At 33.3% G+C, this 13,603-nt stretch carries 11 protein-coding genes; 4 read left to right on the top strand and 7 right to left on the bottom strand.

Going from position 1 to position 13,603, the window contains the following annotated elements; translation table 11 throughout:
• Positions 1-39 precede the first annotated feature (39 nt).
• From Q4566_RS04200 to Q4566_RS04185, 4 genes are read right to left on the bottom strand one after another with little or no spacing between them, the layout of a single operon-like run.
• On the bottom strand, positions 40-1,497 hold the full coding sequence (locus Q4566_RS04200) for a lipopolysaccharide biosynthesis protein (RefSeq protein WP_303418624.1): 1,458 nt from the start codon (positions 1,495-1,497) through the stop codon (positions 40-42).
• Complete coding sequence (locus Q4566_RS04195) at positions 1,498-2,778, bottom strand: glycosyltransferase (RefSeq protein ID WP_303418621.1); 1,281 nt, start codon at positions 2,776-2,778, stop codon at positions 1,498-1,500. It lies immediately after the preceding gene.
• Between the two features lie 39 nt (positions 2,779-2,817).
• Positions 2,818-5,262 carry a YfhO family protein gene (locus Q4566_RS04190; protein WP_303418619.1) on the bottom strand — a complete coding sequence of 815 codons (2,445 nt, stop codon included), beginning with the start codon at positions 5,260-5,262 and terminating at the stop codon, positions 2,818-2,820.
• Between the two features lie 31 nt (positions 5,263-5,293).
• Entirely contained in the window at positions 5,294-5,557 is a 264-nt protein-coding gene (locus tag Q4566_RS04185; protein ID WP_303418616.1) for a DUF4834 family protein, read from the bottom strand.
• A 145-nt stretch (positions 5,558-5,702) separates the two neighbouring features.
• Here Q4566_RS04185 and Q4566_RS04180 point away from each other — a divergent pair, with 145 nt between their 5' ends.
• Positions 5,703-6,713, top strand: a complete 1,011-nt coding sequence (locus Q4566_RS04180; protein ID WP_303418613.1) for a transporter — start codon at positions 5,703-5,705, stop codon at positions 6,711-6,713.
• A 31-nt stretch (positions 6,714-6,744) separates the two neighbouring features.
• Entirely contained in the window at positions 6,745-7,866 is a 1,122-nt protein-coding gene (locus tag Q4566_RS04175) for a GTP cyclohydrolase (protein WP_303418610.1), read from the top strand.
• A gap of 112 nt (positions 7,867-7,978) precedes the next feature.
• Here Q4566_RS04175 and Q4566_RS04170 read toward each other — a convergent pair whose 3' ends face one another.
• From Q4566_RS04170 to Q4566_RS04160, 3 genes are all read right to left on the bottom strand, one after another.
• Positions 7,979-9,238: an aminotransferase class I/II-fold pyridoxal phosphate-dependent enzyme gene (locus tag Q4566_RS04170; protein ID WP_303418607.1), complete on the bottom strand. Its 1,260-nt coding sequence runs from the start codon at positions 9,236-9,238 to the stop codon at positions 7,979-7,981.
• A gap of 275 nt (positions 9,239-9,513) precedes the next feature.
• Entirely contained in the window at positions 9,514-10,554 is a 1,041-nt protein-coding gene (locus tag Q4566_RS04165; protein WP_303418605.1) for a PLP-dependent cysteine synthase family protein, read from the bottom strand.
• A gap of 74 nt (positions 10,555-10,628) precedes the next feature.
• Complete coding sequence (locus tag Q4566_RS04160; protein ID WP_303418602.1) at positions 10,629-12,770, bottom strand: S9 family peptidase; 2,142 nt, start codon at positions 12,768-12,770, stop codon at positions 10,629-10,631.
• 71 nt (positions 12,771-12,841) lie between these two features.
• Between Q4566_RS04160 and Q4566_RS04155 the strand changes: the two genes are divergently transcribed.
• Both Q4566_RS04155 and Q4566_RS04150 read left to right on the top strand, forming a co-directional pair.
• Entirely contained in the window at positions 12,842-13,165 is a 324-nt protein-coding gene (locus tag Q4566_RS04155) for a YbaB/EbfC family nucleoid-associated protein (protein ID WP_303418600.1), read from the top strand.
• A gap of 97 nt (positions 13,166-13,262) precedes the next feature.
• Positions 13,263-13,592: a YegP family protein gene (locus tag Q4566_RS04150; RefSeq protein WP_303418597.1), complete on the top strand. Its 330-nt coding sequence runs from the start codon at positions 13,263-13,265 to the stop codon at positions 13,590-13,592.
• The last annotated feature ends 11 nt before the right edge of the window (positions 13,593-13,603 follow it).

Here is a 13,603-nt window from a genome sequence, read left to right as displayed (position 1 = left end):
TTTAACATTGTGGGGTTTTCTTTTTCCATAAAAGTTATCTTATTTTAATTTCAAGAAACGATTAATAAGTGATGATATATCTTCTGAAAAATTATAACGATACACCACTCCCCCGTAAAGAATAGCAACTAAAGTTGATTTCAACGCAATATTTACTACAGGATGAAAAGGGAATTCCCAAAAATAAAACAGCAACACACTTACTAAAATCAAACCGCTTATCTTTAATGAATCAATTGTAAAAGGAAACATCTTAAACTTCCTATAAACAAAATATAACTTAACTGAATTATATAAAAAAATAGCTATAAATGTTGCTAAACCAGCACCATTGATACCTAATACAGGAATTAAAAGCATATTTAATACAATCATAAGTATCACTAACACAACCCCTAAGACTAATACAACCCTGTAATAATCACTATTAAACAAAATAGCATTATTGCTTCCTAAAGCTGTGTCGTAAAGCTTCGAAATACTTATTATAAACACCACAAACAGACCACCACTAAACTCTTCTGGTATAATATAGTATAACTCATTAATGTTTAAAACTATTAGCAAAAAGATAAAACCACCTACCACAAGTAGGTTTAAAGAACTGCGCTTATACAAATCCTCTAACGACTCAAAATCTCTATCGTTAAGATACTTAGCTGATAACGGCATCAATATTTGATGCATCGAACGCTGTGGTACCGCAATAACAGCCGCTATAAAAATTGCTACGCTATAATAGGCAATTTCTTTTATGTCAACATAAGACCCCAACATAACCTTATCAACATCTAATAAAATGGTAGCAATTGATCCCGCTATGATGATTAGAAAAGAATATTTTAAAATACTTTCGATGTTCTTTAATCGCTTAAACGTGACTACAGGGAATTTAACACTAAAAGCGTAAATCTTCATAACCAACATCCTTAACATATAAACTACAACAATTCCAATCATAAACTGCTCCAAATCAACCACTTTAAAATAGAGCAAAAACAGCAATACCATTGTGCCTACGCGATGAAAAACCTCTTTCATAAAGTTACCAACAACAGTTTGCATTTGCACTTTAGCCCAAGCAAAAAACACCTCAAAATAAGCTAAAGCAATCGCTATAAATACCGTATGCCATAAATAACCTTCAATAATTGTGTTCTTTTTGGAAAGTAAGGCTGCAATAGCATCGTAACCGAAATAAGTTATTATAACCACAGGAATAATAACTGACATAGGTAAAAATAGCATCAATGTTAAAAAACTATTCAACGAAACCCTTGTTTTGAATGAGGAATAAAATTTCACCAAAGTATTATGCATCCCTAAGGCCATAACAGGCATTATTACATAAGCTAGTGATAACATATAACTAACCATGCCATAATACTCATCACTTAAAAATTCGGTGTATAGAAATAATGTATTTATAGCTCCAACAAAGAACCCCAGGTAGGTAGAAATGATATTTTTAAAAGACTGTATAGCAACGACTCCCATTTAAAGCATTTTTGACAAAGATTTAGTTAATGCTTTTCTGTGATATTTTTGCAATCCTATCGGATGTGTTTGCAACTTCCCTTTTTTGAAAGCATAATAATGCTCTAAAATAGTGTTTTTTAAATGGTCAAAATCATTATAATTAAAACAATTTCCGGTATTGGTTTCTTTTATGATTTTCTCAACATCCCAACCCTTCGGGCCAATAGCAACTATAGGTCTATTAGAAACCATGTATTCAAATAACTTCCCCGGAATAATACATTTGGTTTCTTCGGAATCAATTTCAATTAACAGTAATATTTGTGATTTTTTTTGAAATGTAATAGATTCTTTATGTGAAACATAACCTACATCATTTACATAATTACTTAAATTATGATCTTTAATAGAATTAGCCACATTTTCGCTTACCTCTCCAATAAAATTTAGTTGAAAATCTTCAGAAAAATCTATGTTTTCATTAATCAATTCACTTAAAGCACGCCATAAGATTTCAGGATTCCTCTTTGATAATAAGGAGCCAATATGCGCCAAAGTGAACTTTGAATCCATCTCAAAAGACACTGAACCTTCATCATCATACCCATTCGTGATAACTTCTATAGGTTTGTTTGTGATATTTTGAAATTCCGCCTTTGTTGTAAAGCTTGTAACTATTATTTGATCAGCTGTGTTTAACACCTGCTTTTCAAAGGATTTATGCTTTTTTTCTGAAGTCGCAGTTAATTTTAACTGCTTATGATATCCAATGGTGGTCCAAGGATCTCTAAAATCGGCTAACCAGTTTACTCTTAGTTTCTCCTTAAGCTGTAAACCTATCAGATGTATGCTATGGGGCGGCCCTGTCGTAATCACAGTTGTAATCGCTTCCTTTTTAATATAATCAGAAAGGTAAGCTACAGAAGGCCTCACCCAACCTACTCGCGCGTCTGGTATAAAGAAGTTACCTCGCACAAAAAGCATAAGTTTTTCTAATACTGATTGTTTTTTTTCTTCAGAAATAATTCCTTTACTAATTGTTTTAGAAGATTTTTTAGATAAAATACCTGCTAATTTATAGGGCTCTTTAATAGGTTGTTTTATAACTGTTAACGCGCTAGAAACTTCCGAATTTAAACTCTCGTCAGTTAAAGGATAGTTAGCGTTTTCGGGAACGTAAACAATAGGCTCTACGTCAAACTCAGGTAAATATTTTACGAATTTCAACCAACGCTGCACTCCTGGACCTCCCGCAGGTGGCCAATAATAGGTTATAATAAGCACTTTTTTTTGCTTCATTTAAATATGCAGGTTGAATAAAAGTAAAAAAACACAGATTTACGCTTTGAATGAATTCTCAGGCTTACGTCTGAATTCATAAAACAGCGCACCCAATAATAAAATAGCCAGTAAAACCGAACTTGCAAGTGTAATTTTACTACCGGTTTTAACAACATCTGGATCAAACTTAAACTCTATAACATGACTACCGGCAGACAAAGGCATACCTCTTAGAATATAGTTTACGCGCATAAAATTAGCCGGTTCTCCGTCAACAAAAACCTTCCATCCATTGCCGTAATAAATTTCCGAAAAGACCACAAAGCCATCATTTCTACTATCAGACTTATACTTTAAATAATTAGGTTTAAAATCCACTAAATCAATAATTGAAGTAGAATCATTTTTAAAACTTTTCTTATTTATTTCGATGTGCTGACTAGCCTGGTGTGGCGAATAAACAGCTGTAGTTTTCGTGTTTAAACTATCTAATTCTAAAATTTCTTCATTAGCAGAATCAACAGCTTTTAAATTATCAATAAACCATGCATTTCCATTAGCATCGTTATTTTCGTAAGGATACGCATTATCTTCTTCATCTGGAGCTACAATATACTTTGTATTCAGCATACTAAGCACATTGATGTTGTTTTTAGCGATGTAGAAATCGAAAACCTCACGATAGCGTCTTAATTCGGCAGCATTATAACCGTTTAATGAATTATGGAAATACGAAGGTTTTGAAGGCCCAGAAACCAAATCGTAAACACGATAATTGGTGGTGTCCTGTAAGATGTATTTATCAACTTCTGAAGCTTGGAACGGTTTGCTCATTTTTACACCTGAAACAAAATCATCATTATTCACATAACGCCTATCCACACCAACTAAATCGAATAAAATAAGGACACAAAAAGCAGTTATCACCCATTTTTCTTTCAGTTTATCTTTTAAAAACATAAAAATAGCACCAGCGGAAAGCAATACAAACAACAAAGTCCTTAAACTATCCTTTGTGAACACAGATCTTCTATCAGATTTTATAGCATCAATAAATTCTTGACCGTAATTCTGACGATAGAGTCCGTCATTAATACCTACAAAATCAAATAGCGACGATTTAAACAATAGAAAAACTAAAGTCAGTCCACCAGTGATTATCGTTGTATATTTTAAAGCATTTAATTTTTCTTCTTTTTCTATTGAATTATTAAACAGCTTTACCAAACCAAAAATAGCTAAGGCTGGTACACACAATTCTAAAATAACTTGGATAGAACTAACGGCTCTAAATTTATTGTAAAGAGGCACAAAATCAATAAAGAAATCGGTTAAAAACCCTAAATTCTTTCCATAAGAAAGTAACAGAGATAATACCGTTCCGCCTACAAGCCACCATTTTAAACGTCCACGCACTATAAACAAGGCGAAAACAAATAAGAACAATACAACAGCTCCAATATAAGCTGGCGCTTCAACAATTGGCTGATCTCCCCAATATAAAGGGGCGCGTTTCGATTCTTGTAAGGCTTGGGTTGTAGATGCCCCTAGTTTACGATAAGCTTCATATGTAGCAGAATCTTTCCCTACATCCTCATAATTACCGCCACCAACAAATCTTGGAATGAATAAATTTAAACTCTCAACAATCCCGTAACTAAACTGAGTAATATAATCTCTATCTAAACCATTAGTCACCATTTTTGGTGAACCATCTGGATTAATCGTTAATTCACTTTTACTACGTTTACTTTCCTTAACATATTCTTGAGTTGCTAGAATATTTGTGGCGTTCAAAGCAATTGAAAGCACTACTGCTCCAACCAAAATACCAACAGATTTAAAATAATGTGGCAGTGTATTCTTTTTATAAGCATCAACCAAATAGGCGATCCCCAACACAATAACCAAGAACATTAAATAATAGGTCATTTGAAAATGGTTAGACACCAATTCTAAACCCATCGCTACAACAGTTAACAAAAACCCCCAAATGTATTTCTTCCTAAAAACTAGAACAATTCCGCTTAGAACTAATGGCATATAAGCTATGGCATGAGCCTTACTATTGTGCCCAACACCAAGTATTATAATTAAATACGTAGAAAAACCAAAGGCCAATGCACCAAGTGCAGCTAATTTAAAATCTACCTTTAAGCTAAGCAGAAAGATATAAAAGCTAAGTAAATAAAGAAAAAGATAATCAGCAGGTCTAGGCAAGAAACGAAGTGCTAAATCTAACTTTTTTATGTAATTGTGTGGGTATTTTGCACCTAACTGATAGGTAGGCATACCACCAAAAGCACTATTTGTCCAATACGTTTCTTCGCCGGTTTCAGCTTTAAAATCGGTTTGTTGCTTACTCATCCCGATAAATTGAACGATATCATTCTGATAAATCGCCTTTCCTTTTAAAACAGGGCTAAAATAAGCTAGCGAAATAATAACAAAACCTAGAAGTATTAATATGTGTGGTAAAAACTTTTTTATTGAAAATGGCATAAATTGGTTTTAATTCTAATGATTGCGAAAATTAATCTATTTCTTCGAAATCAACATAATCGCCTACCTTTTTATTTGAAGTTTTTGTTTGTGGAATTTTATCTATAGTTACTTCACCTTCTTTTTTAGAAGCTTCTTTTTTGGGTTCTCTTTGAAACTGACCAAATTGCCCTCCAAAACGTTCTTCAGCTTTTTTAGAAACATATTTCATTAAAAAAGGCGCGAAAATTCTTGAAAGTATTTTCAGACCGTAATAAACTAACGCAATTATAAGTATGGTTCTTAATAACCCCATTTTTTAACTATTATTTGTAATTGATAGCAAAAATACAATTCTATCTTCTGAAAAAAAGCCGAAAAATGATAAAAAAAGTATAAAATATCTATATTTGGGCAGCGTTTAATAACTTGACAATTAAACAATTTTTGAACCACTGCCTATGAACCTACTAAAATCTACGCTGATTATCTTATTTTGTTTAGCCTCAACCCAAGGTTTTTGCCAATACACAGAAGTGATTAATTCTAATAGACCTGGAGTGTCTAGAAGTGCTTTTTCTGTAGGAACCAACGTCGTTCAATTTGAAGTTGGCCCTTATTTTAATAAAGAAGAGCGAACTCCTGCAGCTGCCTATGAAGCCACTGGCTTTGGTGTAGATTTCGCTGCGCGATATGGTTTACTTTGGGAACCTTTAGAAATTAGCTTAGAAGGCACCTACCAAAATGACACTCAGAAATTTGTATCAGATTACGACAGCGACTACAAAAGATCTAACTTTAAATATTTTACCATTGGTGCCAAATATTTAGTTTTCGATCCTCTTAAAAATAAACCGGAAGAAAAACCCAACTTATACAGCTGGAAAGCAAACCGAGCCTTTAAATGGAAGTCATTAATTCCAGCAGTTTCTGTTTATGTTGGAGGGAATATTGATTCGGCAGACAATCCGTTTACAGCAACAGGGATTGAAGGTTTTAGTCCGAAAGTTATGATTGCCACTCAAAACAACTTTGCTAGTGGTTGGGTATTTGTAATGAACTTTATTAAAGATAGAATTGGTACTGATCAATCAGATTTTCAATACATTTTAACCTTAACGCATGCCGTAACTACCAAATGGGTTATCTTTGGAGAGACTCAAGGGATTAAGAGTGATTTTTACGCGGACAATCTATTTAGGCTTGGTGCGGCTTATTTATGGAACAAAAACCTTCAGCTTGATAGCGCCATAACCTTCAATACTAAAGATACACCTGCGGTATTTAGTGTTAATTTCGGAGCATCTTACAGATTGGACTTCCATAAGGACAAAAGACCTAACGTGAGTAATGATGTTGAAGATTTAGAAAATGGCACTCCTAATAATTTAGGCAATACGGGTAAAAAGAAAAAAGACACTGAGCCAGAACCTATTGAAAAAAGAAAAAAAGAAGATATCGATTTTGATTGATTCAACACGCTGTAAAACGCGTTATTAAAGTATGATAAAACTTAAGGAAGTTAAAACAAAAAAGGAACTCAAGGCATTTGTCAAGTTTCCATTTAAACTATATAAAGGCTCTAAATATTGGACACCTCCAATTATAAGTCAGGAAATTAAATCATTTAACAAAAAGGAAAACCCTGTTTTTAATGATGCTGAAGCGCGTCTATTTCTAGCCTACAAGGACAACGAAATAGTTGGAAGAGTAGCAGCCATCGTTAACTGGCTTGAAATTAATGGTCAGAATCAAAAGAAAATGCGTTTTGGCTGGTTCGATTTTATTGATGATTTAGAAGTTTCGAAAATTCTTTTAGAAAAAGTAACAGAAATAGGAAATGAACATCAGTTAGAATACACTGAAGGCCCTGTAGGCTTCTCAAACCTTGATAAGGTTGGCGTTTTAACAGAAGGTTTCGACTCTATTTCATGTATGGTAACATGGTACAACCATCCCTACTATATTAAACACTACGAAGCCGCTGGTTTTAAAGTTGAAAAAACATATATAGAAAGTATTTTTCCTTTTGAAAACGTGAAGCCAGAATTCTTCTATAAAGCACAAGAAATAATTAAGAGACGTTATAATTTAAGAGCGCTTAATTTTACAAAAACGGATGATGTCATGCCTTATGTGGATCAGATGTTTGATTTATTCAATAAAACATACGCATCGTTATCTTCCTTTGTTGCTATTAACGATATTCAAAAGGCTTATTTCAAGAAGAAATTTATTAGTTTTATAAACCCAGAATTCATCAAGTTTGTCGTTGATGAACAAGATGAATTAGTCGCCTTTGCTATCGTTATGCCTTCTTTTTCGGAAGCTTTACAAAAAGCGAAAGGACGCTTATTTCCCTTCGGTTTTAAATACATATTAGATGCAAAGAAAAATAGTAAAACAGCTGATTTCTATTTAATTGGGGTTCATCCGGAGTATCAAAATAAAGGGGTTCATGCCGTTATTTTTAATGAATACTATGAAACTTTTAAAAAACGTGGTATTGAAACCTGTTATCGCACACCAGAATTAGAAGATAATGAAGCTATAAAGAAAATATGGAAGCATTTTGACCCTAAAGTTTTAAAACGCAGAAAAACCTTCAGAAAAGAACTTTCTTAATTTGAAGTGTACCTTATTTTTTATATAATGAAAACAGTTAAATAAATTCATAAAAAAATCCGATTCAAAATTGAATCGGATTTTTTATGCTTTATATGTTTTTTCTATAAAACTACTCACCCATTGCTGCCATTACAGCTGCAGATAAACGCTTGTAAGTTCCGTTTTCTAAACGCTCACGAATCGCATCAAAAGCATCTAAAGTTTCTGATACATCTTGTAAAGTATGTGTTGCTGTAGGGATTAATCTTAGTAAAATTAAACCTTTAGGTATCACAGGGTAAACCACTATAGAACAGAATATTCCGTAGTTTTCACGTAAATCACGAACTAAAGCCATGGCTTCTGGAATACTACCTTTTAAGTATACTGGTGTTACACAACTTTGTGTTGTTCCAATATCAAAACCACGTTCTTTTAAACCTGACTGTAATGCATTAACATTCTCCCATAATTTATTTTTTAGCTCTGGCATTGTTTTAAGCATTTCTAAACGCTTAAGTGCTCCAACAACTAATTGCATTTGCAAAGATTTCGCAAACATTTGAGAACGTAAATTATATTTTAAGTAATCAATAATTTCCTGATCACCTGCGATAAACGCTCCTGTACTAGCTAAAGATTTTGCGAATGTTGCAAAATACACATCAATATCAGCTTGCACACCTTGCTCCTCACCTGCTCCTGCTCCAGTTGCTCCTAAAGTTCCAAAACCATGCGCATCATCAACAAATAATCTGAAATTAAATTTTTTCTTAAGTTCAACAATCTCTTTTAAACGTCCTTGCTCTCCTCGCATACCAAAAACACCTTCAGAAATTACTAAAATCCCTCCGCCTGTTTGTTCTGCCATTTTAGTAGCACGCTCTAAGTTTTTCTCTAAACTCTCAACATCATTGTGCTTATAAGTAAAACGTTTTCCCATGTGTAAACGCACACCATCAATAATACAAGCGTGAGCATCTACATCGTAAACGATAATATCATCCTTTGAAACCAAAGCATCAATGGTAGAAACCATACCTTGGTAACCAAAATTTAAAAGATAAGCGGCTTCTTTTTTAACAAAAGATGCCAATTCATTTTGAAGTTTTTCGTGTAAATCTGTGTGACCAGACATCATTCTTGCTCCCATTGGGTAAGCAGAACCATACTCGGCAGCTGCTTCAGCATCTACTTTTCTTACTTCTGGGTGATTTGCTAAACCTAAATAATCATTAATACTCCAAGTGATAACGTCTTTCCCTTGAAATTTCATACGGTTAGAAATTTCTCCTTCTAGTTTAGGAAACACAAAGTATCCTTCAGCTTGAGACGCCCATTTTCCTAATGGTCCTTTATCCTTGTAAATTTTATCAAATAAATCTCTCATTTATTATAAATCTTGTTGCGATTAAAATTAAGACATAACTTTAAACTCTAGCACTTTTCACCAACAGCATATTAAAGCTATTTATAGTAGAAAAAGAAGTAAGTTTTAGTCTGAAGTTAATTGATGCAAAATTAATTATTTATTAGCTTTGAACATAATTTTTTACGTTCAATTATTATAAAATAAAATACGTTCAATTATTATAAAATAAAAAAAGAGATCGTTTTCTACTTAAAAAGCAAAAGACCATCTCTTTCATAAACTTCCAATTGAAGTTATTTTATGTATTGAATGCTTTCTGCGGCAGCTTCATTAACACTATCAAAGAAGCCTTGATCGCTCATCCACTTATCACTATAAACCTTACTCATGTATCTTGCTCCATGATCTGGAAATATAATAACGACTTTATCATCTTTTCCAAAGGTACCATCTTCACCTAATTGCTTAATGGCTTGCATTGCTGCTCCAGAGGTGTAACCAGCAAAAATCCCTTCGGTTCTTGCTAATTCTCTTGCTGTATGTGCACTTTCCTCATCAGTTACTTTCACAAATTTATCAATAACATCAAAATCTGTAGCTCCAGGAATTAAATTCTTTCCTAGACCTTCTATTCTGTATGGATAAATTTCTTTTTCGTCGAATTCTCTTGTTTCGTGATATTTTTTAATCACAGAACCAAAGGCATCAACACCAATAACTTTAATATTCGGATTTTGTTCTTTTAAATATTTAGCGGTTCCAGAAATAGTTCCTCCGGTACCACTACAAGCCACTAAGTGGGTGATCTTGCCTTCAGTTTGTTTCCAAATTTCTGGCCCTGTAGAGTGGTAATGTGCATCAATATTCAATTGGTTGAAATACTGATTTATATACACAGAACCTTTCATTTCATTATGTAAACGCTTTGCAACTTCATAATAAGAACGTGGGTCGTCGGCGCTAACATGTGCTGGACACACATATACCTTCGCTCCCATCGTCTTCAGCATATCAATCTTATCTGGTGAAGATTTAGAACTTACAGCTAAAACACAATCGTAACCTTTAATGATACTTACCATAGCAATACTAAAACCCGTATTACCAGAGGTTGTTTCAATAATGGTATCGCCTGGAGAAAGAATGCCTTTTCTTTCGGCTTCCTCGATTATATAAAGCGCAATTCTGTCTTTTGAAGATTGTCCTGGATTAAAAGCTTCTACTTTTGCGTAAAAGTCACCATTAAACTTAGAAGTAATTCGATTAAGTTTGACAAGTGGTGTATTACCTACCAAATCTAATACGTTGTTATAAACGTGATTTCTTTGTTCCATAAATCCTTTTTAGTAACTGCTTACCATTTGAAAGCAAAACAGCTTAAAACCGTACAAAAATAAAACATTTTTTTCTACTGACCATGCATTCCTTCTAAATCTAATAAAAAGGCATACTCTAAAGCCACTTCTTTTAAGCTTTCAAAACGTCCTGAAGCCCCACCATGACCTGAATCCATGTCTGTGTAAAGTAATAATCTATTTGAGTCTGTTTTTAATTCTCTTAATTTTGCAACCCATTTCGCTGGCTCCCAATATTGCACTTGAGAATCATGTAATCCTGTGGTTACTAACATGTTTGGGTACGCTTTAGCTTCTACATTATCATATGGTGAATACGTCTTCATATATTGATAATACTCTGCTTCATTAGGATTTCCCCATTCGTCGTACTCTCCTGTTGTTAAAGGAATCGTATCATCCAACATCGTGGTAACCACATCCACAAAAGGAACAGCTGCTAAAATACCATGATATAATTCTGGTTTCATATTGATTATAGCTCCCATTAATAAGCCTCCTGCAGAACCACCGTAGGCATACAAATGTTTATTCGATGTATATTTTTCTTCAATTAAATATTTCGAACAATCTATATAATCTGTAAAGGTGTTTCTTTTAGTTAATAACTTCCCTTTTTCATACCATTCGCGACCTAAATATTCACCACCTCTAATATGCGCTATAACATATATAAACCCTCTGTCTAGTAAACTTAAACGCACTGTTGAAAATGAAGGGTCTATAGTTGACCCATACGAACCATAGGCATACTGCAATAAAGGTGCAGAACCATCAAACTTCACGCCTTTCTTGTACACCATAGACATTGGTATTTTCACACCATCTCTTGCTGTAGCCCAAATTCGTTTCGATTCGTAATTCTCTTTTTTGAAGTTTCCGCCTAAAACCTCTTGCTCCTTCTTAATATCACTTTGCTTGGTTTTAAAGTTGTAATCTATCACTGAACTTGGCGATGTTAAAGCATTATAACCATAACGCATCGTTTCACTATCAAAATCTGGATTATTACCTAGGTATGCTGTATATGTTTCACTATTGAATGGTAAATAATAATCTTCCTTGCCATTCCAGCTCATAATTCTTAAATTATTGAGTCCGTTTTCACGTTCATTAACAACTAAATAATCTTTAAAGATCTCAAGATCCTCTATAAGTACATCATCTCTATGTGGAATAACATCTTTCCAATTCTCTAAAGGCGTACTATTTTCATGAGTCTTAGAGATTTTAAAATTTGTAGCGCCATCAGTATTAGAAATGATATAGAAATAATCTTCGTAATGCGCAATACTATATTCTAAATCTTCCGTACGTTCTTGAAAAATTTTGAATTCACCATCAGGCGTATCGGCGTTTAAAAAACGGTATTCAGCAGACAAAGTACTTGAAGAACCAATAACAATATATTTCTTCGATTTTGTCTTATAAACAAAGGTGTTGAATGTTTCATCTTCTTCGTGAAAAACCACCGTATCTTCTGAACTTTCGGTATGTAATTTATGCTTAAATACTTTTTCTGAACGCAGGGTTACTTCATCCTTCATCGTATAAAAAAGCGTCTTATTATCATTCGCCCACGTGGCACTTCCTGTGGTATTTTTTATTTCATCTGAATAAATTTCACCTGTAACCAAGTTTTTTATCTGGATGGTATACTGTCTTCTACTTACCAAATCGGTAGAAAAAGCAGCCATAGTATTATCTGGGCTAATAGACAAACCACCTAAACTAAAATAGGCCTGATCTTTAGCCATTTCGTTACAATCGAATAAAATTTCTTCTTCCGCGTCTAAAGTTCCTTTTTTTCTAACGTAAACCGGGTAATCTTTTCCTGTTTCATATTTTGTGATGTACCAATAACCATTCAATTTATAAGGCACGGTAGTATCATCCTCCTTAATTCTGGCCTTCATTTCCTCAAACAGCGTTTTCTGAAAATCTTCAGTATGCGCCATCATCGCTTTGGTATATTCGTTTTCTTTATTGAGATAATCAATAACTTCAGGGTTTTCTCTATTATTCAACCAATAATAATTATCGGTTCTATCATCATTATGAATGCTTAGTTTGTGAGCTATTTTCTTAGCAACTGGTGGCTGTACCTGAGTTTTTTGTTCTATCATCTTATCATTTTCTTTACAAGAGTGGGCAAAAATAACGCTTAAGGATAGAATAAAGAGTTGATTTTTCATTTTATATTAATTAACACTAAATTTAGTCTATTTTTAATAATTTTGTATCAATCAAAAAAAAAGAAAAAAATATGTTTGGAGATATGATGGGTATGATGGGAAAACTTAAAGAAACCCAACAAAAAGTAGAAGAAACTAAAAAACGTTTAGACACCGTTTTAGTTGATGAATCTAGCAATGATGGCAAGTTAAAAATCACATTAACAGCCAATAGAACGATAAAATCTATTGAAATAGATGACGAATTGTTAGAAGACAAAGAACAATTAGAAGATTATCTAATTCTTACTTTAAACAAAGCCATTGAAAAAGCAACTAGTGTAAACGAGGCTGAATTAGCTGCTGTTGCGAAGGAAGGTATGCCGAATATCCCAGGAATGGATATGTTTAAATAATTAAAAACAGTGTTATTAACATTTTTTTGACTCCTGAGAATAGTAAAATAAATATAAATCTCTTATTTTTAGTTTCTAATCTTAAATTTCAAAAATTATGTTCGAATTATTTCAAAGTGAAAACAACGAAAAATTTTATTTTCATCTGAAAGCAAAAAATGGTCAAATTATCTTAGCAAGTCAGGGTTATGCTGATAAATCTGGTGCTAAAAACGGTATTGAATCTGTAAAAACAAACTGTGCAGACGACTCGAAATTTGAACGTAAAACTGCTGCTAACGGAAAGTTTCATTTTAATATAAAAGCTGCTAACGGACAAATTATAGGTACAAGCCAAATGTACGCAGGGACTGATGGTATGGAAAACGGTATCGCATCTATTAAAACCAACGCTCCATCTGCGGAAGTTGTAGAAAAAGAAGCTTAATTTTTATTGAG

It is taken from the genome of Tamlana sp. 2_MG-2023 (assembly GCF_030548465.1).
Taxonomy (GTDB): Bacteria; Bacteroidota; Bacteroidia; order Flavobacteriales; family Flavobacteriaceae; genus Pseudotamlana.
The sequence above is the reverse complement of the archived record's forward strand: the minus strand, read 5'-3'. Positions and strand labels throughout refer to the sequence as shown.

What these genes read in the sequence shown, in the direction of transcription:
- Q4566_RS04175 (WP_303418610.1), top strand. Translation starts at nt 6,745, where the DNA reads ATGATAAAACTTAAGGAAGTTAAAACAAAAAAGGAACTCAAGGCATTT.
- Q4566_RS04165 (WP_303418605.1), bottom strand. Translation starts at nt 10,554, where the DNA reads ATGGAACAAAGAAATCACGTTTATAACAACGTATTAGATTTGGTAGGT.
- Q4566_RS04195 (WP_303418621.1), bottom strand. Translation starts at nt 2,778, where the DNA reads ATGAAGCAAAAAAAAGTGCTTATTATAACCTATTATTGGCCACCTGCG.
- Q4566_RS04160 (WP_303418602.1), bottom strand. Translation starts at nt 12,770, where the DNA reads ATGAAAAATCAACTCTTTATTCTATCCTTAAGCGTTATTTTTGCCCAC.
- Q4566_RS04170 (WP_303418607.1), bottom strand. Translation starts at nt 9,238, where the DNA reads ATGAGAGATTTATTTGATAAAATTTACAAGGATAAAGGACCATTAGGA.
- Q4566_RS04185 (WP_303418616.1), bottom strand. Translation starts at nt 5,557, where the DNA reads ATGGGGTTATTAAGAACCATACTTATAATTGCGTTAGTTTATTACGGT.
- Q4566_RS04180 (WP_303418613.1), top strand. Translation starts at nt 5,703, where the DNA reads ATGAACCTACTAAAATCTACGCTGATTATCTTATTTTGTTTAGCCTCA.
- Q4566_RS04200 (WP_303418624.1), bottom strand. Translation starts at nt 1,497, where the DNA reads ATGGGAGTCGTTGCTATACAGTCTTTTAAAAATATCATTTCTACCTAC.
- Q4566_RS04155 (WP_303418600.1), top strand. Translation starts at nt 12,842, where the DNA reads ATGTTTGGAGATATGATGGGTATGATGGGAAAACTTAAAGAAACCCAA.
- Q4566_RS04190 (WP_303418619.1), bottom strand. Translation starts at nt 5,262, where the DNA reads ATGCCATTTTCAATAAAAAAGTTTTTACCACACATATTAATACTTCTA.
- Q4566_RS04150 (WP_303418597.1), top strand. Translation starts at nt 13,263, where the DNA reads ATGTTCGAATTATTTCAAAGTGAAAACAACGAAAAATTTTATTTTCAT.